General features: G+C 35.1%; 25 protein-coding genes. 15 read left to right on the forward strand and 10 right to left on the reverse strand.

The window, feature by feature from the left end:
• Positions 1 to 28 precede the first annotated feature (28 nt).
• Positions 29 to 793: an alpha/beta hydrolase gene (locus LL966_RS06070; RefSeq protein ID WP_229351242.1), complete on the forward strand. Its 765-nt coding sequence runs from the start codon at positions 29 to 31 to the stop codon at positions 791 to 793.
• A 79-nt stretch (positions 794 to 872) separates the two neighbouring features.
• Here the strand turns inward: LL966_RS06070 and LL966_RS06075 are convergent, their stop codons facing one another.
• The 9 genes from LL966_RS06075 to LL966_RS06110 all read right to left on the reverse strand — a co-directional run bounded on the left by LL966_RS06075 (position 873) and on the right by LL966_RS06110 (position 7,047).
• Positions 873 to 1,841 (reverse strand): hydrogen peroxide-inducible genes activator, encoded by a 969-nt coding sequence (locus tag LL966_RS06075; protein WP_229351244.1) that lies wholly within the window; start codon positions 1,839 to 1,841, stop codon positions 873 to 875.
• Positions 1,842 to 1,986: 145 nt separating this feature from the next.
• On the reverse strand, positions 1,987 to 2,115 hold the full coding sequence (locus LL966_RS22745) for a hypothetical protein (protein ID WP_262909453.1): 129 nt from the start codon (positions 2,113 to 2,115) through the stop codon (positions 1,987 to 1,989).
• 105 nt (positions 2,116 to 2,220) lie between these two features.
• Entirely contained in the window at positions 2,221 to 3,306 is a 1,086-nt protein-coding gene (locus tag LL966_RS06080; protein WP_229351246.1) for an NAD(P)H-dependent flavin oxidoreductase, read from the reverse strand.
• 12 nt (positions 3,307 to 3,318) lie between these two features.
• The gene (locus tag LL966_RS06085) at positions 3,319 to 3,696 is read right to left on the reverse strand and encodes a nuclear transport factor 2 family protein (protein ID WP_229351248.1); all 378 of its coding nucleotides are present in this window, start codon (positions 3,694 to 3,696) and stop codon (positions 3,319 to 3,321) included.
• Between the two features lie 73 nt (positions 3,697 to 3,769).
• Positions 3,770 to 4,489 (reverse strand): SDR family NAD(P)-dependent oxidoreductase, encoded by a 720-nt coding sequence (locus LL966_RS06090; protein ID WP_229352908.1) that lies wholly within the window; start codon positions 4,487 to 4,489, stop codon positions 3,770 to 3,772.
• Between the two features lie 18 nt (positions 4,490 to 4,507).
• Complete coding sequence (locus tag LL966_RS06095) at positions 4,508 to 4,726, reverse strand: tautomerase family protein (protein WP_229351250.1); 219 nt, start codon at positions 4,724 to 4,726, stop codon at positions 4,508 to 4,510.
• 4 nt (positions 4,727 to 4,730) lie between these two features.
• A complete protein-coding gene (locus tag LL966_RS06100; RefSeq protein ID WP_229351252.1) occupies positions 4,731 to 5,273 on the reverse strand; it encodes a YceI family protein in 543 nt (180 codons plus the stop codon).
• 273 nt (positions 5,274 to 5,546) lie between these two features.
• Positions 5,547 to 6,119 carry a Crp/Fnr family transcriptional regulator gene (locus tag LL966_RS06105; RefSeq protein WP_229351254.1) on the reverse strand — a complete coding sequence of 191 codons (573 nt, stop codon included), beginning with the start codon at positions 6,117 to 6,119 and terminating at the stop codon, positions 5,547 to 5,549.
• Positions 6,120 to 6,303: 184 nt separating this feature from the next.
• The gene (locus LL966_RS06110; protein ID WP_229351256.1) at positions 6,304 to 7,047 is read right to left on the reverse strand and encodes an SDR family NAD(P)-dependent oxidoreductase; all 744 of its coding nucleotides are present in this window, start codon (positions 7,045 to 7,047) and stop codon (positions 6,304 to 6,306) included.
• 327 nt (positions 7,048 to 7,374) lie between these two features.
• Here LL966_RS06110 and kaiC point away from each other — a divergent pair, with 327 nt between their 5' ends.
• The 10 genes from kaiC to pgl all read left to right on the forward strand — a co-directional run bounded on the left by kaiC (position 7,375) and on the right by pgl (position 17,152).
• Positions 7,375 to 9,048: a circadian clock protein KaiC gene (gene kaiC / locus LL966_RS06115; protein ID WP_229351258.1), complete on the forward strand. Its 1,674-nt coding sequence runs from the start codon at positions 7,375 to 7,377 to the stop codon at positions 9,046 to 9,048.
• Positions 9,049 to 9,053: 5 nt separating this feature from the next.
• On the forward strand, positions 9,054 to 9,347 hold the full coding sequence (locus LL966_RS06120; protein ID WP_229351260.1) for a circadian clock KaiB family protein: 294 nt from the start codon (positions 9,054 to 9,056) through the stop codon (positions 9,345 to 9,347).
• 2 nt (positions 9,348 to 9,349) lie between these two features.
• Positions 9,350 to 9,649, forward strand: a complete 300-nt coding sequence (locus LL966_RS06125) for a circadian clock KaiB family protein (RefSeq protein WP_229351262.1) — start codon at positions 9,350 to 9,352, stop codon at positions 9,647 to 9,649.
• On the forward strand, positions 9,642 to 10,907 hold the full coding sequence (locus LL966_RS06130; protein ID WP_229351264.1) for a sensor histidine kinase: 1,266 nt from the start codon (positions 9,642 to 9,644) through the stop codon (positions 10,905 to 10,907). The genes LL966_RS06125 and LL966_RS06130 overlap by 8 nt, the downstream gene beginning before the upstream one ends.
• 1 nt (position 10,908) lies before the next feature.
• Positions 10,909 to 11,313 carry a response regulator gene (locus LL966_RS06135; protein WP_229351266.1) on the forward strand — a complete coding sequence of 135 codons (405 nt, stop codon included), beginning with the start codon at positions 10,909 to 10,911 and terminating at the stop codon, positions 11,311 to 11,313.
• Between the two features lie 109 nt (positions 11,314 to 11,422).
• Entirely contained in the window at positions 11,423 to 11,758 is a 336-nt protein-coding gene (locus LL966_RS06140; protein WP_229351268.1) for a winged helix-turn-helix transcriptional regulator, read from the forward strand.
• Between the two features lie 234 nt (positions 11,759 to 11,992).
• Positions 11,993 to 13,069: a calcium:proton antiporter gene (locus LL966_RS06145; RefSeq protein ID WP_229351270.1), complete on the forward strand. Its 1,077-nt coding sequence runs from the start codon at positions 11,993 to 11,995 to the stop codon at positions 13,067 to 13,069.
• 417 nt (positions 13,070 to 13,486) lie between these two features.
• Positions 13,487 to 14,896, forward strand: coding sequence for an NADP-dependent phosphogluconate dehydrogenase (gndA, locus tag LL966_RS06150; protein WP_229351272.1), 1,410 nt, complete (start codon positions 13,487 to 13,489; stop codon positions 14,894 to 14,896).
• Positions 14,897 to 14,922: 26 nt separating this feature from the next.
• Positions 14,923 to 16,455, forward strand: a complete 1,533-nt coding sequence (gene zwf / locus LL966_RS06155; protein WP_229351274.1) for a glucose-6-phosphate dehydrogenase — start codon at positions 14,923 to 14,925, stop codon at positions 16,453 to 16,455.
• Positions 16,436 to 17,152 carry a 6-phosphogluconolactonase gene (gene pgl / locus LL966_RS06160; protein WP_229351276.1) on the forward strand — a complete coding sequence of 239 codons (717 nt, stop codon included), beginning with the start codon at positions 16,436 to 16,438 and terminating at the stop codon, positions 17,150 to 17,152. The genes zwf and pgl overlap by 20 nt, the downstream gene beginning before the upstream one ends.
• A 658-nt stretch (positions 17,153 to 17,810) precedes the next feature.
• On the opposite strand, the gene LL966_RS06165 is transcribed toward pgl, so the two are convergent.
• Positions 17,811 to 18,170, reverse strand: coding sequence for a nuclear transport factor 2 family protein (locus LL966_RS06165; protein WP_229351278.1), 360 nt, complete (start codon positions 18,168 to 18,170; stop codon positions 17,811 to 17,813).
• Positions 18,171 to 18,404: 234 nt separating this feature from the next.
• Here LL966_RS06165 and LL966_RS06170 point away from each other — a divergent pair, with 234 nt between their 5' ends.
• The 4 genes from LL966_RS06170 to LL966_RS06185 all read left to right on the forward strand — a co-directional run bounded on the left by LL966_RS06170 (position 18,405) and on the right by LL966_RS06185 (position 24,992).
• Positions 18,405 to 18,764, forward strand: coding sequence for a hypothetical protein (locus tag LL966_RS06170; protein ID WP_229351280.1), 360 nt, complete (start codon positions 18,405 to 18,407; stop codon positions 18,762 to 18,764).
• A 233-nt stretch (positions 18,765 to 18,997) separates the two neighbouring features.
• On the forward strand, positions 18,998 to 20,089 hold the full coding sequence (locus LL966_RS06175; RefSeq protein WP_229351282.1) for an efflux RND transporter periplasmic adaptor subunit: 1,092 nt from the start codon (positions 18,998 to 19,000) through the stop codon (positions 20,087 to 20,089).
• A gap of 50 nt (positions 20,090 to 20,139) precedes the next feature.
• Positions 20,140 to 23,262, forward strand: a complete 3,123-nt coding sequence (locus tag LL966_RS06180; protein ID WP_229351284.1) for an efflux RND transporter permease subunit — start codon at positions 20,140 to 20,142, stop codon at positions 23,260 to 23,262.
• Positions 23,263 to 23,501: 239 nt separating this feature from the next.
• Positions 23,502 to 24,992, forward strand: a complete 1,491-nt coding sequence (locus LL966_RS06185) for a TolC family protein (protein ID WP_229351286.1) — start codon at positions 23,502 to 23,504, stop codon at positions 24,990 to 24,992.
• The last annotated feature ends 76 nt before the right edge of the window (positions 24,993 to 25,068 follow it).

Raw genomic sequence — 25,068 nt, forward strand, 5'->3', positions numbered from 1 at the left:
AAATCAACAATCTAAAATTTTTAAAATCATGAAAACAATATTTAAAAGCTTTTTAGCATTCGCAGTAATAATCTTTAGTTTAGCCTTTACAAACGTAAACGCACAAACAACTCCTAAAATTAAAAACGTTGTATTAGTTCACGGCGCTTTCGCAGACGGTTCTGGATGGCAGGGTTTATACCAGATTTTGACTAAAAAAGGTTATAATGTAACCATCGTTCAAAATCCGTTGAGTTCTTTGGAAGATGATGTAAAAGCAACCAATTTGGCTTTAGACAAACAAGACGGACCAACAATTTTGGTTGGACATTCTTGGGGCGGAACTGTAATTACGGAAGCTGGAAATCACCCTAAAGTAGCGGCTTTGGTTTATGTAGCGGCTTTACAGCCTGATAACGGTGAAAATTCTATTCAATGGCTGCAAACTGCGCCTCCTGCTCCAGAAAATGGTGTATTGCCTCCAGATGATAAAGGTATTGCATATTATGACAAAGCTAAATTCCACGCTGGTTTTGCAGGAGATTTAAGCAAAGAACAAGCCGATTTTATGTATGCTTCTCAAGGTGCTTTCCATGCGCAAGGTTTTGGAACTCCAATTACAAAAGCGGCTTGGAGAACTAAACCTTCTTACGGAATCGTTGCAACTGAAGATAAAAGTATTGTGCCAAGTATTCAACACGCTATGTACAAACGTTCTAACACAAAAATCACAGAGATAAAAGGTAGTCACGTGGTGTTTATTTCTCAACCTCAGAAAGTTGCGAATGTGATTATTGAAGCATCACAGAAATAATACTTTAAATTCCAAATTTTAAAATTCCAAATTCCAAACGTTACTGACAGTTGGAATTTGGAATTTATATTTTGGAATTTTATGAATATTTACTAACTGCTTTTATAAAATAAGGCGAATCGTTCCAGCGGATCTTTTTATACGAGAAATCTTTTTTAAGCGATTCGGGAAGACAGTTCCAAATGGCTTCGTTCATTTTTTCTAGTAATAATTTCTTTGAAAACGAATCGGAAACTACGAGGCTTATTTCTCTTACGGGAACGGGTTCTTTAAAAGGTTTAAAAAGTCCGCCTGACTCATTCAACGTAGAAAGTTTAGGAATAATCGCAAATCCCAAATGGGCGCGAACGAGATTTTTTAAGGTTTCTATGGAATTAATATCGTACGTAAATTGTTCTTTTATTTTATCTGAGGTTTTTAATCCGCAAATGTCAAGCAATTGTGCGTTGTAGCAATATTCATGATGAAGTAATAATAATTCGGTTTTATCTCCGGGCTGCATCTCATAAAATTCCTCATTCGCCATTGGATGCGTCTGGTTCAAATAGGCTACAAAAGGTTCTTTAAAAACAACATGTTCTATTAAATTGGAATTTCCGGTCGGCGTTGCCATAATCGCCACATCAATTGCACCCGTTTCTAAATCCCTCATTAAGTGTCCCGTGTAACCTTCTTTTATAATAAAATGTACTTTGGGTGCTACTTCTTTCATGGCTTGAATAAATAGTGGAATCAAATACGGCGATAAAGTCGAAATAATACCAAGCTTCAACTCCCCTTCTAGCAGATTTTTTTCATTCACCACAAAATCACGAATTTCATCTACTTCACGAAGAATTTTTTTCGCTTTGTTGATAATTTCAATTCCTAAAACAGTTGGTGTCAGCGGAACTTTGTTTCGATCAAAAATCTTGATTCCGATTTCTTCTTCGAGATTTTTTAGCTGAATTGTGAGTCCGGGCTGTGTTACCATACAAACTTCGGCAGCTCTTGCAAAGTGGCGTTCTTCGTCTAAAGCGACAATATATTTTAATTGCTGAATGGTCATGTTTTTTTTTTAGATGCTAAGATACTAAGATTCTAAGATTCTAAGGTTCTTAGCTTCTAAGATGCTGAAATTTTGAAATAGTGAGATAGTGAGTTTCTGAAAAACTAAAATACTAAGACACAGATAATCTTAGAATCTTAGTATCTTATTTAGAATTAAAATAATTATCATCTTTTTCATAGAAAATGAAATCCATAACATCCAATTTATCGTACATTAATAAAACGGATTGAAAGAATGCTGTAAATTCAAATGGAAGTAGTTTTTGGAGCATATTGCGTTTATCATTCTTAAAATAACGTTTTTAAAATAAACTAACCAAAATAAGAAAGCGATCTTAAAAGATCGCTTTTGTTTTTATGACTTGAAAGATTGCAAATTAACTTTTTAAATTATCAAAGTACGCAGTAGTTTCTTCAATTAAAGAATGCATTAAAGTTGTGGCTTTTCTATGTTTTAAAATAGGTGCTATTTGTCCGCCCCAAAATAAAATCATATCCCATTTTTGCTGGTCTAAAGCTGCTTTTCGCAATGGCGACATAAAAGTAGTTTGCAAAGGAAACGGCAAAATAGCAGCTTCTTTTGTAATTAAATCTTTTGCAATTCTGCTTGTTAATCCACGGCCTAATCTTCCTGTGTACGCACGCGATAAAGTCGTGTATTTTGCAGCATCCGAAAACAACATTTCTCTGTGAACAGGCAATGCATTAGACTCATCTGTGGCTAAAAATGCGGTTCCAATTTGTGCGGCATCTGCTCCTAATGTGAGTGCGGCCGCGATGCCTTTTCCCGTTGCGATTCCGCCTGCAGCAATTATCGGAACTTTTACTTTTTCGCGAATAAGCTGTAGCAAAACAAAAGTTCCTGTCAAAGAAGATTCTGCATTATCCAAAAATGAAGGACGATGCCCTCCTGCTTCAAAACCAGATGCAATAATCATATCGACGCCAGAATTTTCCAGAAAAATAGCTTCATCTAAAGTCGTCGCTGCACCAACTGTGGAAATTCCTAGTTTGCGACATTGTTCCATCACCTCTTCGGAGATTTTTCCGAACATAAAACTGAATACTTTCGGACGAATGTCTAATATAACTTCTAATTGGTTTTCAAATCTTGATTGAAATGGTGCTGGTTTTTCTGGCAACGGAATTCCTGCTTCATCAAAATAAGGCTTAAAGATTGTTTTCGCCCTTTGAAAATGCTCATCTGTAAGTCCACCTTGCGGAACATCGTGATCAGAAACCCACAAATTGATATTGTAAGGTTTGTTGGTTGCGGCTTTAATCTGTTTATCGACATCGAATATTTCTTGCGGACTCATGGTGTAAGCGCCGTATCCGCCCAATCCGCCCGCGTTTGAAACAGCTGCTGTAAGTTCGACAGAAGAAAGATTTCCTCCAAATGGCCCTTGCAGTATTGGATAATCGATTCCTAATAATTCGGTTACTTTTGTATTATTCCACATCGCATTTCGTTTTTATTTACTAAGATCCGTCAGCATTTTATTGACAATAATCCATTTTCCATCAAATTTATGGAAAGATAAAAGATCACGATAATTAAAATCATACATTTTTACATTGACTTCTGCCACTGCAATAGAATTTATGACTTTAATATTGATAATTTCTCCTCTAAAAGGTTTCCCAGAAAACTTGGGACTTTGTCTGTTTTTAACGCCATCGAGATAAAGATCTATTGTTTTAAAATACGGTTCTCCTTTTACATCTCCAAAAAGCAATGTTCCCGGATGAAAAATTTTACCCAACAGTATTTCATCGCCTTCGTAAATTCCTTTAAAATAATAGTTTTCAATTGCATCTGTAATCGCTGCTATTGCTGCTTGATTTTCCATTTTTGTATTTGGTTGTGCTTTTATGCCCTGCCAAAAACAGAGCATAAAAGCGGTTAATACTATAGTTTTCAATTTAGTTTAAATTATGTCCCGAACCTTTACCGCCGTCAACATTTATAATAGCGCCCGTAATAAAATTACTTTTGGCAACGGTATACACCATTTCAGAAACATCATCGATTTCTCCTACTCTGTTTAACAAATGCAGTCCAGCACTCAAATCGGCTTTTTCACCGTGCATTGGCGTACGAATCACTCCAGGCGCAACGGTATTGACTCTAATATTTTGTTTTCCGAATTCGGCCGCTAACTGAATTGTCAGCGCATGAATCGCTCCCTTACTGGCAATTGGCGCAGTAGCTGGCCATCCGCCCAAACCGTGATTGACCAAAGGTGTTCCGATGTTTATGACTACTCCGCCCTTTTGTTTCAACATTTGCGGAATAACGGATTGTGTTGTAAAATACGTTCCTTTTAAATTGGTAGATAAAAATTTATCTAAATAAGCTTCATCCACTTCTAAAAAGGGTTTGCTTTCAAAAATTCCTGCATTGTTGATTAATACGTCTACAGAACCAAATTTTTCAAGAGCGATTTTCACCAATTCTTCTCCTGTTTTTTTATTGCTTACATCTCCTGCAAACATTGCAAGGTTGTCTCCTGCTCCAAATTCGTTGAATGCATTTTGCAATGCTGTATTCGTAAACGAATTGATTACCACATTATCGCCACGATCTAAAAAGTATTTAGCGATTCCTTTTCCGATACCAGAAGCTGCTCCAGTAACGATTATAGTTTGTTTTTCATGATTTTATTTTTTATCGGCTGTAATGCCTTTTTCTCTTAATACAGATACTTGTTCTCCTGCGTAGCCCCAATCGTCAAGATCGATTTCTTGAATCACCACGTGGGTTAAATGCGGATCTTTGTTTAAAACATCTGTAATTAAATTGGTTATGCCACTTATTAATTCCTGTTTTTGCTCGCGAGTAACACCTTCGCGGGTCAATTCGATTTTTACGTAAGGCATGGCTTTAGTTTTTAGAAGTTTGAGCTGTAATAGTAAAATCTAAGTCAAAATCATTGTAGATTAAGGTATCGCCTAAATCTTTAAAGAAATTTCCTGAACGGAATTTAATATCGTATTTCGTACGATCGATTACCAATTTACCTTTTAGCGATAAAGCATTTTCGGTATTTTCTTCAACAGTCACTTCAAAACCTGTAAGATGCGTAATGTCTTTTATGGTTAAATTACCTTCTAGATAATACGTATTAGCGGTAAGTTGTCTGGTATTGCTAATTGTAAACGAAGCGGTTGGAAATTTTTCAATAGAGAAAAAATCGTCTGATGCTAAATGTCCTGCGAATTGTTGATTCGTTGCTGCATCTGTTACGTCCAATATTTTTATTGAAGCAGTATTGATGACAATATTTCCTCCGATAATTTTTCCATCATTAAGGATGAAATTACCTTCTTTGATACCAATTGTACCATTATGAGCGCCGGTTACTTTTCTTCCGGTCCAATCGATTTGGCTTTTTGCGCTTTCGATTTCAAATTGTATTGTTTCCATTTTTATTGTATTTAAAAGTACAATACAAAGGAACGGCGGTTATTAAAATGGGTTACGTGATGTAGGTCACATTCTTTTTTTTTGAGGTGCTGAGGAGCTAAGATTCTAAGGTGCTAAGTTTTTTTCAACCGCTGGAACGCAAAGGTTTTTTTATTCTATAGATTCCTGTGGTTGAAACCACAGCCTATGTTTTATGTAGATAAATCAATAAATAATTAGCAAAATCTACCAAAATAAATCTTTATAATCTGCGAAATCTGTGGCAATAAAAAACTACGAATTATAAAGTCGGCTTAAAGTTTCTCTGGACACTCCTAAATAGGCTGCAATTAAATGTTTTGGAACTAAATTATACAATTGCGGATAAAGCGCTAAAAGTTCTTCGTAGCGTTTTTTGGTGTTGTTATTCATAAAAGACAAGAGTCTTTTTTGCGACGCGATATATCCCTTATTGGTGCGCCAGCGAAAAAAATGTTCGATTTGATGAAATTCTTTACAAAGCTTTTCACGATCTTCATTAGAAAGACAAAGCACTTCAACATCGGTAATGCAATCTACATTTATAGTAGCAATTGTTTTATTATATAAGGCATCATAATCAGAAGTCCACCACGTTGGCATGGCAAACTGTAGAATGTACATTTTGATTTCATCATTAATAAAGAAAGCCTTTAAACAACCTGAAATAACAAAATATTCGCAATTGACTTTATCACCTGCGCTAATTACAGTTTGTCCTTTCTTAAAAGATTGAACCTTAAAATGAGAAAAGAAATACTCAAACTCTTCGTCTGTCAACGAAATAGTTTTGGAAATGTGGTTTTGAAGAATTTCTTTGGAGTTCATTTTTTCTGAAAAAGGTTCAAAGGAACAAAGGCTCAAAGATACAAAGGTTTTTTACTAGTATTTGTAGTAAGAATTATTTATTTCATCAAACAAAACCTATGAACCTCTGTCCCTTTGAACCTTTGTTTCTTTGTCTCCTTGTTTCTTTGTCTCTTTGTCACTTTGTCACTTTGTCACTAAAAAATTAAGCTAAAACCATTCCCCCATCCATAATAAAATCGGCGCCAGTAATAAAGACTGCGGCTTCACTGCTTAAATAGGAAACCATTTTGGCAACATCTTCTGGTTTTCCCATTTGTTTTAATGGAATTTTGTCGACTACAACATCCATAATACCTTTTACGGTTGATTCGTCTAAACCTACTTTTTTCATGACTTCGGTTTCGGTTGGACCTGGACTAACCGAATTGACTCTGATTTTTCGTGGAGCTAATTCTACAGCCGCCGATTTCATAACCGAATTTAAGGCCGTCTTGCTAGAAGAATAAACTGATGATCCTGGACCTGGCATACTTGCCGTATTTGAAGAAAGAAATACAACTGAAGCACCTTCTTTCAAAATTGGAATAAATTTGCTTAAAGTAAAATAAGCACCTTTTAAATTAACATTCATTATACTATCAAATAATTCCTCTGAAGTTTGTTCAATTGTTCCCAAACCTGCGATTCCTGCATTAACAAACAAAATGTCAATCGAACCAAAATCTGCTTTTACTTGATTGGCTAATTTTTCAATGTCCGAAACATTCGATTGATCTGCTGCGATTGACGTAACTCCTAATTCTAAAGCTGCTTGTTCTATCGCTTCTTTTCTTCTCCCTGTAATAATAACATTTGCGCCTTGTTCTTTTAATTGTTTGGCTGTGGCATATCCAATTCCACTATTTCCTCCTGTTATTACTGCCACTTTATTCTTTAAATTGTCCATTTTTTAAATTTTTATAATTAATGAGACAAAGGTAAAATCAAAATGGTATAACTTTGTAACCAGTATAACAGAGTATACCAGAAGTACATTTTAACATTAAAACAGCATTAAAAAATTTATTCTATTAGAAAATAGCATTTTTATGTTAAATATTGAGTGATTCTTCTTAGCAATTTTGGTTAAAATTCTTCAATTTATTCATATTTTTAAATCATTTCTCTTAATTTATTTTTAAAACTTCATTAAACAGCTGTTAAAACTTAATAAGAATCCGTTGAAAATCTTCGAAGAAAACGTATATTTGAGTTAATACAGAAATTTATTATCGTGCAAGAAAAAACAAAATCACATAGTTTTATATTTCCAAAAACTCCTACTGGAGTCGACGGACTAGACGAGATTACGGATGGGGGATTTCCGAAGGGACGTCCAACTTTAATCTGCGGTGGTGCCGGGTGCGGCAAAACATTATTGTCCATGCAGTTCCTTATTAAAGGAATAACAGAATATGACGAACCTGGAGTTTTCATGTCTTTTGAAGAACCTTCGGATGATCTTACCCTGAATGTCAAATCATTAGGCTTTGACCTTGAACAACTTAAAAAAGATAAAAAACTCGTAGTAGACCATGTTCGCGTTGAAAGATCGGAAATTGAAGAAGCAGGCGAATACGATCTTGACGGTTTGTTTATTCGTTTAGGACATGCCATCGATTCTATAAAAGCAACTCGTGTTGTACTCGATACAATCGAATCTCTTTTTGCAGGTTTGGACAATCAAGCCATATTAAGAGCCGAATTGCGAAGATTATTTCATTGGTTAAAAACAAAAGGCGTAACGGCTGTTATTACAGGAGAACGCGGTGAAGCGACATTGACCCGTCAAGGTCTGGAAGAATACGTTTCCGACTGTGTAATTGTCCTTGATCATCGTGTAATTGAACAGGTTTCGACTAGAAGACTTCGCATTGTAAAATACAGAGGGTCAACACATGGAACAAACGAATACCCGTTTTTAATTGATGAAGACGGAATTTCAGTACTTCCAATTACATCTCTAAAACTAGATAACGAAGTTTCCTCAGATATCATTTCTACAGGTGTACCTGGATTAAATGAAATGTTTCATGGCGGCGGATTTTATCGTGGCAGTAACATTTTGGTTTCTGGAACTGCTGGAACGGCCAAAACTACAGTTGCCTGCTATTTTGCCAATGAACAATGCGAAAAGAACGAAAAAACAATTTATTTTGCTTTTGAGGAATCGCCGCATCAATTGGTCCGTAACATGAAATCGATCGGAATCGATCTGGAAAAACACATCAAAAAAGGTATTTTGCAAATTCATTCTTCACGCCCATCTTTAAATGGTTTGGAACTGCATTTGCTTACCCTTAGAAAATTAATTAAAGAGTTTGAGCCGACGACAATTATTATAGATCCTATTAGTAATCTTATTTCGGTGGGAAGCGAACACGAAGTGCGTTCAATGCTTGTTCGATTGATTGATATGCTGAAAGCCAATAATATTACAGCCATGTTTACGTCATTAAACAAACAAACGGACAGTTTTAGACCGGATTTGGCAGAGGAATCAGTTTCTTCATTAGTGGATACTTGGATTACCGTTCGTGATATGGAAGGCGTTGGCGAAAGAAACCGTGGCATTTTCATTATCAAAGCGCGTGGAATGGGTCATTCTAACCAAGTAAGAGAATTTGTAATTACAAGTAAAGGAATTGAATTGCTAGATGTAGAATTAGGTCCGCAGGGAATTTTAACGGGAGCTGCAAGACAATCTTATCAATTCAAAAAGACCATGTCTGATATTAAACTTCAAAACGAAATCAGTCGAAAAGACAGGGAAATTGAGCGCAAACGCAAAGTTCTTGAAGCGAATATCGAAGCGTTGAGAAACGAATTTGAATCGGCAGAAGAAGAGTTAAGTATCCTTAAAGCAACAGAAGAATTGCAGGAAAAACTGTCTTCTAAGAAAAAATAAATCAAATGAAAAAAGAAGTAGCCGAATGGCAATTATTGCTTTATATAGCAGGGCAAACGCCAAAATCGATCAAGGCACTTGAGAATATAAAGAAGTACGCCGAGGAACATTTAAAAGGAAAATACAGCATCGAAATTATCGATTTGCTGAAGAGTCCACAATTGGCAGAAGGCGATCAGATTTTGGCAGTACCGACTTTGGTGCGTAAATTTCCCGAACCTATTCGTAAAATTATTGGTGACCTTTCTAATGAAGAAAGAGTGCTTGTTGGACTTAACATCAAACCCATAAACTCTTAAACATGGAAGATTCATCTGATGGCACTAGTACAACCAAACATAAGTTTAAGCTTTTTGTTTCAGGTATGTCTGTTAAATCAGGACATGCAATCGAAAATATACGCAAAATCTGCGACACATACCTCACTAACAATTATGAATTAGAAATTGTTGATATTAGCCGTGATAAAGAACAGGCGGTGATTCATCAAATTGTAGCCATTCCTACTTTGATAAAAACACACCCAGAACCTAAAAGAATCATTTTAGGCGATTTATCAGATAAAGAAAAAGTATTATACATACTTAATTTAAGTGAATAATTTGAAGGAAGATAAAAAAAATATAGCCGCATTATTAGCAGAAATTGAATCATTAAAGGAAGAACTTTATGAATCAAATAGCATTGTTAATGCGATAAAACAAGGAGATGTAGATGCACTTGTAGTGAGTAGCAATGGGGTTCCTGAGATTTATTCTTTGGAAACAGCCGATTATACTTATCGTCTTCTTATCGAAAAATTTGGTCAAGGCGCACTTAGCATTTCCCGAAAAGGACTTATTTTGTACTGTAATGAGTACTTTTCTAAATTAGTTGGAATTCCATCAGAAAAAATAATTGGGAATTATCTTAGTGAATATTTTATTAGTCCCTCACAGTTTGTCTCTATAATTGAGGCTTTGCGTTACGGCATTACCACTCACGAGATTCTTTTTAAATCGGAGAATGAAAAAAAGATTTTCCCCGCTTATATTGCTTTAACAGATCTTGAACCTGCTGTAGAAGCAATCGGAATCGTAATTACCGATTTAACAGAAAAGAAAAAACACGAAGAAGCTTTACTGCGACATCAGACAGAATTAGAAGAAAAAATACATGAACTGAATAAAACAAATCGCAATCTCGAGGAGTTTATTCATGTGATATCGCACGATTTGAAAGAACCATTGCGAAAAATTGTAATGAATACTAGCAGAATTGACGATAGTTATTTTAAGGAATCAGATGCTAGAGCTGTAAGTGTAATGAAGTTATCTGCACTTCGATTAAATTCTCTTGTAGACGATTTAGTGCAATATTCGTCTCATACCGCTCAGGAAGAACGAACAGAAATAGATTTACAAACTGTAATTTCTGAGGTTATAGAAGATTTTGAAATTGTAATTTCAGATAAGAAGGCGATTATCAAAACAGGAAAATTGCCTGTTATCAAAGCTTCAAGAGTTCAGATGAGACAGCTTTTTTCTAATCTTATTTCGAACGCGATTAAGTATAGTAAAACAAATATCCCTCCAATAATAGAAATTTTTCAAGAAGAGAATTTAAATACTGAAATACCAAATCAAAATACTAAATTTGTCAAAGTACAGATCAAAGATAATGGCATCGGAATGGAAGAAACCCATTTGCTTAAAATTTTCGTCATTTTTCAGCGACTGCACGCCCGAAACGAATATTCAGGAAACGGTATTGGTTTGGCTATCTGTAAAAAGATTATGGAAAACCATTCTGGAAACATTACCGTACAAAGTATATTAAACGAAGGCACAACATTTAACCTTTTCTTCCCGATTTTATAAAATGCCAGAAAAATATAATTTACATATCGTAATTGCAGAAGACGATCTTGATGATGCGGATGTTATTACAGAAACCTTTAACAACAATCCAAGTTTTAGCAAAGTTAGTCTTGTGGCGAATGGTGAGGAATTATTAAATTACCTTAAAGATACTTCCAAACAAAATCCTGACGTTATTCTTACTGATATTAATATGCCACTTGTCGACGGCATTGAAGCTTTGCAGGAGATTCTGAAAACTAAAGAATTAAAAGATATTCCGTGTTTTGTTTATTCAACCAGCATCAATCCTTCTTATAAAGAAAAATGCGATGATCTTGGCGTTAAAGCCTACTTAATTAAGCCTTATTCTTTTGAAGCTTTCGCTGAAATTCCGAAGACTATTTTGAGTATTATTGCATCGTAAAATTCACTTTAAAACATTAAAAACAATCGCTTTTACTTTTTATCATTATTTTAGAATTTATGGTATAACTTTGTAACCATTTAACATTCTAAACTAATGGTATTTTGTTATGGAAAGAAATCAGAAAGAAGAAGTACAAGCGCTTCAAGACACTTTGCATGTTTTGGGCGGTAAATGGCGACTGCCGATTATCAACTCAATTTGTAACGGGAATAATCGTTTTAGAGAAATAGAACGCAGTATTCCAGGAATCACAACGCGTATGCTTTCGAGAGAACTCAAAGAAATGGAATTGAACATGCTGATTAAAAGAACCGAAGATCGCGATGCCGAAATTCAGGTAAAATATGAATCTACGCCTTACTGTAAATCTTTTGCGCCAGTTATTGAAGAAATGATTAAATGGGGAAAATCGCATAGAGAAGAAATCATTAGAAACTTTTAAATATTCGCCCGCAGATTTGCAGATTTTATTAATTAAAAAAATCTGCTTGATCTGCGAAAGAAATATAAAATTTAAATAAAGAATCATAAAAGCATACTTCTGGAAACTTAAAAAGTGCTTAAAAATGTGTTTTCTTATGTTTTTTAGCCATAAAAGTCCTATCTTACAGAAAAGATAAAAGTCGATTCTGTTGGCCCTATCGGCTTAATTTCTAAAAACTAAAAAAGAAAACTAATGAAACAATTATTACAGTGGACCATCATAATTCCGATTCTATCGTGGGTTCTTTTATTTACCGGATTAGTAGACAACAGCAGTATATTTCAAATTGTTGCTAGTATTTTGCTTATTCTTAGCGTAATGTCTGCCGTTCATCATTCCGAAATTATTGCAGAACGCGTTGGCGAACCTTATGGAACGATAATTTTGGCGATTTCTATTACTGTGATTGAAGTTTCTATTATTGTCTCTTTAATGCTTTCAGAAGGTTCTGAAGCAGCTTCTTTGGCTAGAGATACGGTTTACGCCGCGACAATGCTTATCTTGAATGGTATTATCGGATTGTGTCTTCTTATTGGAAGCATCAAACATTACGAACAGAATTTCTCTACTTCTTCTGTTACCATTGGTTTAGTTTCTTTGATTTCTATTATTGTATTTACATTAGTTTTTCCAACATTTACAGAAAGTGTTCACGGATCTTATTATTCTACTCCACAATTAATATTTGCTTCTATTGCTTGCTTGGTTATTTACGGCTCATTTTTATTTGCACAAACAAAAGGTTATCGTCAATATTTTCTAACCAATGCGACTAGTGAAGATGAATCTAAAACACATCCAATTGAAATCAATAACAAAACATTTTATACCAGTCTTATTTTTCTTTTGATCAGTTTAGGAATTGTAGTTTTATTAGCCAAAACGCTCTCTCCTACTATTGAAACTATTATTATAGGTTACAATCTTCCGAAATCTTTGGTTGGAGTTATCATTGCAATTATCATATTATTACCCGAAGCTATTGCAGCGATCATTGCAGCAAGAAAAAACAGATTGCAAACAAGTCTTAATCTAGCTTTAGGTTCTGCCCTAGCCAGTATCGGATTGACAATTCCAAGTGTCGCAGCGGTTTGTATTATAATGGGAATGCCAATTGTTCTCGGACTTGATATTAAATCGATTGTACTTTTAGCACTATCTGTTTTTACAGTTATGCTTTCTTTAAGCAAAGGCAAATCGAATATCGTTTATGGCGTTGTCCTTCTGGTCAATTTATTTGCCTTTATGTTTTTAATGATTTATCCTTGATTTTTTAAAAACATCACTTTTCTTTTAATATATTCTCTCGCAGATTTTTCAGATCAAAATAAATCTGCTTTATCAGCTAAATCTGCGAGAGAAATAGAACAGCCATTAGATCAATCTTATCAAAGTATGAAACTTTTACAAAGTTAAATATGATTATACCATTTACAACGATATAGTTCATAAACAGCGTTATAAGTGTATTTTTAACACCTATAAAAGTATCACAATAAAGACCAAAAGTGAACTATTTTACTCCTTCTTTTTCAGCATTTTTCTCTAACTTAGCGGTCTACATTTTGAAATGTAAGATTAAAATAAACTTTGTTTTTCTGCAAAACACTGAATAAAAAAACGTTACTGTTTTTTCTCTTACTTTTTGCAGTCAACATCTTCTAATAATTTAGTTAATTGAAAACTATGAACAAATTTGATTTTGGAATTGTAGGACTCGGTGTAATGGGCCGTAACTTACTTTTAAATATTGCTAGCCACAACTTTGCGGCGGCAGGTTTAGATTTAGATACAGAAAAAGTCAATTCTCTTCAGCAAGAAGCTGATGCAGACCATACTATTGAAGCGACTACAGACGTTAAGCATTTTGTAGAACTTATTCAACAGCCTAGAGCCATTATGTTATTGGTTCCTGCGGGAAAACCTGTTGATAGTGCCATTGCAAGTTTACTTCCTCATTTAGATAAAGGAGATATTATTATTGATGGTGGAAACACTTATTTTACCGATACTGACAGAAGATTTTTAGAATTATCTGAAAAAGGAATTCATTTCTTCGGAATGGGAATTTCTGGCGGTGAAAAAGGAGCTCGTTTCGGTCCTGCAATGATGCCAGGAGGAGATCAAAAAGCATATGAAAGACTTCGCCCTATTTTTGAAGCGATTGCTGCAAAAGTAGATGGTGAACCTTGTGTAGAATATTTAGGAAACGGTTCTGCTGGTAACTACGTAAAAATGGTTCACAACGGAATCGAATACGGAATCATGCAATTGATTTCTGAGATTTATGACTTAATGAAAAGAGGTTATAAACTAGATGATGAAACGATTCAAAAAACGTTTGCTGAATGGAATCAAACGGATGATTTAAGATCATATTTGATTGAAATTACCGGAAATATCTTAAAACAAAAAGACGAAGACGGAACACAGTTAATCAACAAGATTTCGGATTGGGCAAGATCTAAAGGTACAGGAAAATGGACTTCGCAAAATGCGATGGATTTACAAGTTCCAGTTCCGACAATCGACGCAGCTGTTAATATGCGTGATATGTCAAAAACTAAACCAGAAAGAATTGAGGCTGCTAAAAAATTAGTTTGGAATGCTGACGAAACGAATGTTCCTCAAAGCGAAGCAATTGCTGCTTTAAAATCGGCTTTGTATTTTTCTATCGTTGTAACTTATGCTCAAGGTTTAGCGCAGCTTCACACCGCTTCTAAAGAATACAACTACGGATTAAATTTAGAAACGGTTGCTAAAATCTGGCGTGGCGGATGTATCATTCGTGCTACTATTTTAGAAGATTTCAGAAAAGCATACGTTGCAAAAACAGATTTACCAAACTTGCTTTTAGATGGTGGAATCGCTTCAAAATTAACAGAAAACCAAGCAGGAATGAGAACAGCAATTCAGTTTGCGGTTCAACAAGGATTGCCTGTAGCAGGATTAATGAATTCGTTAGCATATTTCGACGCTTACCGATCTGCTAATCTGCCAACAAACCTAATTCAAGCACAGCGTGATTATTTTGGAGCTCATACTTACGAACGTATCGACAAAGAAGGCGTTTTCCATACACAATGGGCTGAATAACAATTAAGCAACACAACTACACCACAATGACTAAAAATAAACTTAAGAATCCAACAATCATTGTTATTTTTGGAGGAACCGGAGATTTGGCAAAGAGAAAACTCTTTCCCGCATTTCAAAATCTGTACCTTGACGGACGTATGTCTGAAAAGTTTCAGATTATTGCTCTTGGTAGAGCAGAAAAAACCAATGAAGATTTTCGCAGTTATGTCGCAGAAAACTTAAATCTTTTTTCAAGAAGAAAAGGAATTGATGATCCAGAAACGGAAAAATTTCTTTCGCACATAACGTACCACAGTCTTGATATTGATAAAGAAGAATCGTATGTCGGATTGAATGAAAAAATCAACAATTTCGATCAGGCTTTTGGCGAACGTGCCAATCGTCTTTTCTATCTTTCGATTACACCTTCTTTTATTTCAACAATTTCTAGCAATATCAAAAAAATCGGACTTGCGGCAAACCCGAAACAAGACCGTATTATTATAGAAAAACCTTTTGGTTACGATAAAACTTCTGCAATTGAATTGAATGAAATGCTTTCGCAGACTTTCAAAGAAGAGCAGATTTATAGAATTGACCATTATTTAGGTAAAGAAACCGTTCAGAATATCTTGGCTTTCCGTTTTGGAAATTCAATGTTTGAACCTCTATGGAGTCGTAATTTCATTGATTTCGTGCAAATTACAGTTGCAGAAGAAGTTGGCGTTGAAGAACGAGGCGGATTCTACGAAGGTGTTGGAGCATTAAAAGATATGATTCAGAATCACTTGCTTCAGATCTTATGTATGACGGCTATGGAAGCACCTGCATCTTTAAATGCAGATGATATCCGTAATCGTAAAGCAGATGTTTTAAAATCAATTCGCCGTATCAAACCAGACGAAGTTGACCACTATATTGTTAGAGGTCAATATGATGCAGGGGAAATAAAAGGCGTTCCAGTTCCAGGATATCGTCAAGATAAAGGTATTGCACCAGATTCTAATACAGAAACTTATGTAGCAATGAAGATTTATCTGGACAACTGGAGATGGCAGGGAATTCCGTTCTATTTGCGTTCTGGAAAAAGAATGGAAGAAAAACAGTCTTCTATCATTATTCAGTTTAAACCAGTTCCGCATTCTTCATTTTCTTATGGAAAAGAAGGTATGACTCCAAACCGATTGATTATCAACATTCAGCCTTCAATGGACATTAAACTGCAGTTTATGACCAAAAAACCAGGTTTATCAATGTCTTTAAGACCTGCTGAAATGGTTTTTGATTATTTTTCTTGTTCAACAATGTCGCCAGAAGCTTATGAAACATTACTTGCAGATGCATTACTAGGCGATCCTACTCTATTTATGCGTTGGGATCAAGTTGAAGAAGCTTGGGACGCAATCGATACCATTCAGCAAGTTTGGAAAACAACTGCTCCAAAAAATTTCCCGAATTACAAAGCAGGAAGCTGGGGACCTGAAGAAGCTGACGAATTGTTAGCACGCCAAGGACATGCATGGATTCCGAATACACAAACAAAAGAAGAAGTTTTAAATGATACAGATATACAATAATACAGAAGAAATAAATACTGTTGCCGCAGATTTATTTGTAGAATCAGCCGAGAAAGCAATTGCTACAAAAGGCAAATTTACAGCTGTGCTTACAGGAGGTTCTTCTCCAGCAGGAATTTACAAATTATTGGCTTCTGATGCTTACAAAAATAAAATAGACTGGAGTAAAGTTTATATTTTTTGGGGAGACGAACGCTGGGTTCCGCTTAATGATGATTTGAGTAATGCTAAAATGTCTTACTACACTTTATTAAGTCATGTTGGCATTCCGCAAGAAAATATTTTTGAAATGTACAAAGACGGCGTTACGCCTGAAGAATATGCCGTTACTTACGAAGGAATCATTAAAAAGATTTTGGGTGAAGAAGGTAAATTTGACCTTATTTTATTAGGTATGGGAGATGACGGACACACGGCTTCTCTTTTCCCTGGTGAAGCTGTTCTAGAAGAACAAACAAAATGGGTTGACGCTTATTATTTAGCTCCGCAGAAAATGTACAGAATTACACTAACTGCCCCATTAATCAACAAAGCAGAAAAAATTGTTGTGGTGGCTTTTGGCGAAAAGAAAGTTCATGCTTTGAAAGAAGTTACAACTGGAGAGTTTAATCCAACGTTATATCCAATGCAATTGATTAAGCCAGTTTCTGGAGAATTATTGTTTTTGGTAGATAAAGTTGCTGCTGGACAGAATTAAGAAATATGTTTTTATAACTATAAGAATTTAAGGTTTATGCTGAAAAGTATAAACCTTTTTTAGTTTAAACACCTTAGCTACAATTCATTCCGTAGGAATGTCTCGTCGGTAGAATTATATGCGAATACGATTAATGCGTTCCGTAGGAACGATTGATTAATATAAATTTTGTGTTAAAAACAGGTGTCCTTACAGGACACATGCAAATCGATATTATTTTTTTCTACCGACCATATATTCCTACGGAATATTAAATTGTAATTTCAACTCGCTGTGCGAAGTCTCAGACTTCGTACCCACTCCCATTAGACATAAAGAAAAATAAATTCGAAAAAGATTATAGCTGCGAGTAAGAAGTCTGAGACTTCGCACAGCTACAGATAAAGCATTAAATAAAAACTATTTCTAAAATCAAAATAGCAATCAACATAGCAATACCAAAAAAAATGAAACATATGGAAGTCCAATACAACTTTAAACTACTATAATCTTTAAAATAATCTGAATAATTATTTCTTTTTATTCCCACTTTTGGTTTTCCATCTTTATATTTTGTGATATAAATGAAAACGCCAATTGCTATCATCAGTAATAGTAGTATAATTATTTGTGCCATTAAATTAAGTTTACCAAATTCTAAAAATTATCTATTTGCCAATTAGTTCTCCACCAACTCAATATCCATAGTTTTAATTAAACCATCTTCAAAAGTATAAACGTGTTTTACAAATCCGTCGAACATCGAATTGCCTTGAAGATCTTTGACATTTTGATGTACTTTTACTTCCAGACATCCATTTTCTCTTTCATCAAAACCAACTGGCTCTACTTTCGGATTAATTTCGGTCCATTGTCTCGTCCAATATTGACGGATTTCGTCGTGACCACTTATGTAACCGCCTTCCCAAGCTTTTGACCATTGAACGTCTTCCTGCATGGTTGATAAACAGTTGTTGATATTTCTTTCGTTAAAAGCATTGTAAGCTTCTTCAATTATTTGTTCGAACTGATTTGACATTTTGATTGTTTTTAATTAGTTCCATAAAAATAAGATAGAAATTAATACTTTTTAATGTAAAACTGAATAAAAAATGAAAAATTAAAAACCAACTTCAATTATTATCAAACTCTTAATTTTATAAGGTTTTTAGAAAATTTTAAGAATCCTTGCTTTTCAATTTGCTATATTTGGCGCACTATAAACAATTATAAGCCTATTTCTAAGGAACAAAATTAATCTGCTGTGCTGTAAATGAAACCTATAAAGTTCATATATGTCGTTTTACTTTCGCTGCTTTCTTTTTTTAGAGGAACAGAGACGTATCAGCCGATTCATCATGCCAGCAGCTGTATTACACTTGACAGCGTTACGGCAGACGATTTACTAAGTTTTTCCTCAGACTTTTCTACTTCTAAAACAATTGATCTTCATTGTGTCGTAAAAAAGAAGATAAAAGGACGCGCAACTACTTTAGAACAAAGTACGATCAAAGTTCCTTATTTTAGCAATTTAGTCAACTTCAAGCTTTACAAAAAGAGCTTAATATATGGTATAGCTTCAATATACCAGGTTCAAAGGCATACTTATCTGCATTTGTACCAACTTTTCTAGGCTTCAAAATTTTATTGTTTTTATATAATTAAAATTCAGACGTTCTCTGAAACAATTCCTCGTGTACGTTCACCTCGTATTTTGAGAAGATCATTTATATAAAAATATCTCCAAAAACGGAACTTCTAAACTTGAAGAATCCGAACATCATTTTATATCAAAAATCCAAATTCACTTCCTTTTATTCTGTATTAGGAAGAAGATCTATTTATTCAAAAATTAAAAACCTAATGATGAGCATTTATAAAAATCCATTCCTTTTATGCACTTTGGCTTTATTCGTTTTAGTCTCGTGCGGGGACAAATCCAAAAAGAATTCAGATAACAGAAAAACAGTTCCTGTTTATAAAGTTACCTTAAAAGACACTATAGTTTCGAGCAAATTTGTTGCCGATGTACATGCAAAAAATAACGTAGAAATACACGTTCGTATTCCTGGTTTACTAGACAAGGTTTATGTAAGCGAAGGACAAAAAGTAAAAAAAGGACAAATTCTTTTCAAAATAAGCGATGTTGAATTGCAGATCCAACTTCTTAAAGCTGAAGCTGTTTTCAAAAGTGCCAAAGCCGATTTAAGAATCGCAACTGTAGAACTCGAACAAGCACAAACTCTTTTTAATAAAAAAGTAATCGCTGACAAAGAATTAGAATTATCTAAAGCAAAACACGAAGCTGCTTCAGCAAAACTAGCGCACGCCGCCGCAGAAAGAAAAGCAATTAATCAGCAGATTAGCTTTACCACAATCCGTGCGCCATTTGATGGAACTGTAGACAGAATTCCTTTTAAAGAAGGAAGTTTGGTAGAAAATGGTTCATTATTGACAACTGTTTCTCAATTGGATGATGTTTATGCCTATTTCTCAATTCCTGAGAATACCTATTTCCAAATGATGGAAGACAAAACTTTAAACACTCAAGGCGATATCAAATTAATATTGCCAAACGGACTAGTTTATGACAAAAAAGGAGAATTAAGAACCGCTGATGGAGAAATCGACAGAGAAACTGGTTCTATTCAATACAAAGCAAAATTTCACAATCCACAAGGATTTATCAAACACGGGACTTCTGGAAAACTAATTATTTCAGAACCGAAAACGAATGCAATTTTAATTCCGCAGAAAGCTGTTTTTTCTATTCAGGACAAACAGTATGTATTTGTGGTAAAAAAAGATGGAGTAGTTAAAATGACGAATGTTACAATCGAAACCACTCTTGATGATGTTTATATTCTGAATGAAGGTCTAAAAAGAGACGACCTAATTGTAGAAGAAGGCACACAATCGTTGAGAGATGGAGATAAAATCAACATCAAACAAATGTAGTTTATCGACCTGTAAAACAGTTATTTAATTATTGATCTAAAAAAATTAAAATGATAGAGTTATTTATCAAAAGGAAAATATTGTCATTAATCATCTCGGTTATGATAGTCCTTTTGGGATTGCTGGCATTGTTTCAGCTTCCTATTACCCAATTTCCAGATATTGTACCACCGTCTGTAACCGTTACAGCAAAATATACAGGAGCAAATGCAGAGGTTTCGGCTAATGCTGTCGCCCTTCCGTTAGAAAGAGCTATCAATGGCGTACCCGGAATGACGTACATGTCTACGGTAACTTCTAATGATGGTTTGACTTTAATTCAGGTTTTCTTCGAAGTAGGAACCGATCCCGATCTGGCTGCCGTAAACGTCCAAAACCGTGTAACAACAATATTAGACGAACTTCCCGAAGAGGTAATTCGTGCGGGAGTTACGACCGAAAAAGAAGTAAACAGTATGTTGATGTATTTGAATATCACAAGTACCGACAAAACTCAAGATGAGCAGTTTATCTTCAACTTTACGGATATTAATATTCTGCAGGAATTAAAGCGTATTGACGGTGTCGGACGCGCCGAAATCATGGGACAAAAAGAATATTCGATGCGTGTCTGGCTGGATCCAGAAAAAATGCTTTCGTATAATATTTCGGCAAATGAAGTGATTAGTTCACTTCAAAAACAAAACATTTCTGCTGCTCCGGGAAAAGTTGGTGAAGGTTCAGGACAAATGAACAATCAGCTACAATACGTAATTAAATACGGCGGAAAATTTTTCGAACCTAAACAATATGAAGAAGTTCCTTTAAGAGCAAATGCTGACGGAACTATCTTAAGATTGAAAGACATTTCTAAAATTGAATTTGGTGCCATGAGTTACGGAATGGTTTCTAAAACCGACGGAAAACCTTCTGCATCGATCATGCTAAAACAACGCCCAGGTTCTAATGCTTCTGAAGTTATTGCCAGCGTAAAAGAAAAAATGACAGAATTGAAAGGTTCTTCTTTTCCTCCTGGAATGGAATTCAACATTGCTTATGACGTTTCTCGTTTTCTTGATGCCTCTATTCATGAAGTATTAAGAACTTTAGTTGAAGCCTTTATCTTAGTAGCATTCGTCGTTTTCCTTTTCCTTCAAGATTGGAGATCGACTTTGATTCCGGTATTGGCAGTTCCTGTCGCGCTTATTGGTTCATTTACTTTTATGTCGATGATGGGATTCTCGATTAACTTATTGACGCTCTTCGCCTTGGTTCTTTCCATCGGAATTGTAGTAGATAATGCCATTGTCGTCGTCGAAGCCGTTCACGTAAAAATCTCCGAAGAACATATGTCACCAATGGATGCTACTATTAGCGCCATGAAAGAAATTACAGGCGCTGTTATTGCGATTACGATTGTAATGGCTGCCGTGTTTATTCCGGTTGCTTTCTTGAGCGGTCCAGTGGGAGTTTTCTACAGGCAGTTTTCTCTAACGATGGCAATTAGTATTGTGATTTCGGGAATTAACGCGCTCACCCTTACTCCTGCCCTTTGCGCTATAATGCTAAAAGCGCACGATCCTAATAAAGAGAAAAAATCATTATTGGATCGTTTTTTCCAACGTTTCAACAACTGGTTTGATAATATCACTTCAAAATACATCAAAGTATTAGTGAAATTTGCAGATCGTAACACCGTTACAGTTGGTTTATTAGTGCTGTTTTGTGTCTTAACTTGGGGAACAACCAAATTCTTGGCATCTGGATTTATTCCGACCGAAGATCAAGGAATGGTTTATGTAAGCGTTACAACGCCACAAGGCGCAACGGTAGAACGTACTGAAAAAGCTTTAGATGAAGTAACACGAATTGCAAAAGAAATTAAAGGAGTTGACAACGTAACCACTCTTGCAGGATACAGTATTGTAACTGAAATTGCTGGAGCTTCGTACGGAATGGGAATGATCAACTTAAAAGACTGGAGCGAACGTGATATTTCTGTAACCGAATTTATGGCAGAACTTACCGAAAAAACAAAAGGAATTTCTGATGCGCAAATCGAGATTTTTGCACCGCCAACAGTTCCTGGATTTGGTAACACCAGTGGTTTTGAGCTTCGTTTACTGGATAAATCTGGCGGAAGTATTACCAACACCGATAAAGTAACCAAAGAGTTTATCAAAGAACTGAATGCTTCTCCAGAAATTCAGAATTCATTTTCGAGTTTTGACGCCACTTTTCCGCAGTATTTAATTCATATTGATTATGATCTTGCGGCTAAAAAAGGAATTTCGGTAGACAATGCCATGAGCACTTTGCAGACGATGTTAGGTTCTTTTTATGCAACCAATTTTATCCGTTTCTCTCAAATGTATAAAGTGATGGTACAGGCAAGTCCGCAGTTTCGTCAAAATCCAGAAAGCATTTTAGATATGTATTTGAAGAATGATAAAGGCGAAATGATTCCTTTTTCAACCTTTATCAAATTAGAAAGAGTTTATGGTCCAGAAGTTTTAACGCGTTACAACATGTATATGTCGGCTATGATTAACGGTGAACCTGCTGAGGGTTACAGTTCTGGAGATGCCATCGCTGCTGTTGAAAGAATCGCAGCAGAAAAATTGCCTAGCCGTTTTGAACTGGAATGGTCTGGTATGACACGTGAAGAGATTTTATCTGGAAATCAAACCATATACATTTTTGCGCTTTGTATACTTTTCGTATACTTACTATTGGCAGCGCAATATGAAAGTTTATTGCTTCCGTTCCCAGTATTATTAAGTCTTCCGGTTGGAGTTTTCGGTTCTTACATTGCGCTTGTAATGGTCGGACTCGACAATAATATTTATGCTCAAGTAGCACTCGTCATGCTGATTGGTCTGCTCGCCAAAAATGCCATTTTGATTGTAGAATTTGCTATGGCACAGAACAAACTCGGTCGTGACATTGTCGAAGCCGCGATTGAAGGAGCCAGACTTCGTTTCAGACCTATTTTGATGACCTCTTTTGCTTTTATTTCAGGATTAATTCCGCTGTGTATTGCTTCTGGCGCAGGTGCAATTGGTAACCGCTCCATCGGAACAGCAGCTGCGGGAGGAATGTTAATAGGAACTGTGTTTGGTCTCTTGATTATTCCGGGACTTTATATACTGTTTGCAAAATTGGAAAAACGAGTGAATAAGTCTAACAATTAATTCGTTGAGTAAAAAATAGAATAAAATAGTTTCAGCCAACAAATAAAATCTTATTTGATCTGCTAAAATCTTTTAAAATCTGCGTGAAAAAATCTATATGCAAAAGTATTTCACGCAGATTTATACAGATTAAAGCAAATTTATGCAGATTAAAACTAAGCTAGTTAGTAGAATTAAAAACTAATGTTTTTAGTGTTTTTTAAAAATTGCTTAGCAGATTGAACAAACAAAATTAAACAATGAAAGAGATATTAAATCAATATAAAAATGCAAATATGCCTTTTCTAAGGACAACCAAAAGTGCCGTTGTAATAACCGCAATTTCACTTTTGACAGCCTGTTCTGCGCCTAAAGTCAGTACAAAATTAGACGCTGCAAAGCTTCCAGAGAATTTTGATACTCAACGAAAAGAAGCTTCAACAGAAAATTTTATTCCACTAAAAACAGAAACTTTTTTTAAAGATCCCAAATTAGAGGAATTACTAAAAAAAGCGATTGCCAAAAATCCTGATTATTTAATTATGCAGGAAAGAATCCTGATTGCCAATTCGCATTTAAAAGTCGCGAAATTGGCACTTCTGCCCTCTTTAGAACTAGTGGCTGATGCTTCTGGAACGCATTACGGAAAATATACTATGGATGGCGTTGGTAATTACGACACCAATTTTTCGCAGAATATTAGCGAAAAACAAAGAATTAACGAAGATCTTACCCCTAATTTATTTTTAGGAGGAAAAGTTTCTTGGGAAGCTGATATTTGGGGAAAACTGAGTAATCGCAAAAAAGCGGCACAGCAACGTTATTTTGTTTCTCAGCAAGGAATGCGTTTATTGCAAACACGTCTTTTAGGAGATGTTGCCGACTTGTATTTTAAGCTTATCGCTTTAGACAAACAAGCTACAATTTATGATGATAACTTAAAAACACAGGAAAGAGCACTAGACATTGTTTCGGCTCAAAGGTCTGTCGGAAAAGCAACTGAATTAGCTGTGCAGCAATTTAATGCGCAAAACAATAATATTCATGCCGAAGCTTCTGAATTGAAACTAAGTATTGATCAGACGGAAAAAGCTTTGCTAACACTTTTAGGTGAATACGGAGGAAAAATAGACAGAAGTAGAGATTTCTTAGCTGGTCATTTAGAGGTTTTAAATCAAAAAATCAGCGTAGATTCTATTATTCATAAAAGGCCCGATGTTTCAGAAGCTTATTTTGAATTATTGGCCAGTAATGCAGACGCAAAATCAGCTCGTGCAGCGTTTTTTCCAACTGTAAATTTGGGTGGTTATGCAGGTTTTAATTCATTTTCTTTCAACACTTTATTTGATGCAGGCTCTTTTGCTTGGCAGATTTTGGGAGGATTAACGGCTCCTGTTTTCAACAAAGGTCAGATCAAACAGGAATTTTATGTTTCGAATAGAAGACAAGAAATTTCATTTCTGCAATATCAAAATAGCGTAACAACGGCTTTTAACGAATTGAGTGCATTATTGCACAGAAACGAAGCTTATGAAGATGTTTTGAAATATAAATTAAAAGAAATTGATCATCTTGAAATTGCTGTAAATGTTTCAAACGATCTGTATTTGAGTGGTTACGCCAATTATCTCGAAATTATTAATGCTCAGAAAAACAAACTGCAAGCAGAACTGGATTTTGTAGATATTCAATTGCGAAATGCAAACTCACAAGTATTGTTGTACAAAGCTTTAGGCGGAGGAGTTAATTAGTGTTTATATTGGTCAAAATTGCCTCTGTTTTATAGCTCATCGCAGAGGTGATTTTAAATCCCATTTCTTTTTGAAA

The organism is Flavobacterium chungbukense (genome assembly GCF_020805785.1).
GTDB classification, from domain to species: domain Bacteria; phylum Bacteroidota; class Bacteroidia; order Flavobacteriales; family Flavobacteriaceae; genus Flavobacterium; species Flavobacterium chungbukense.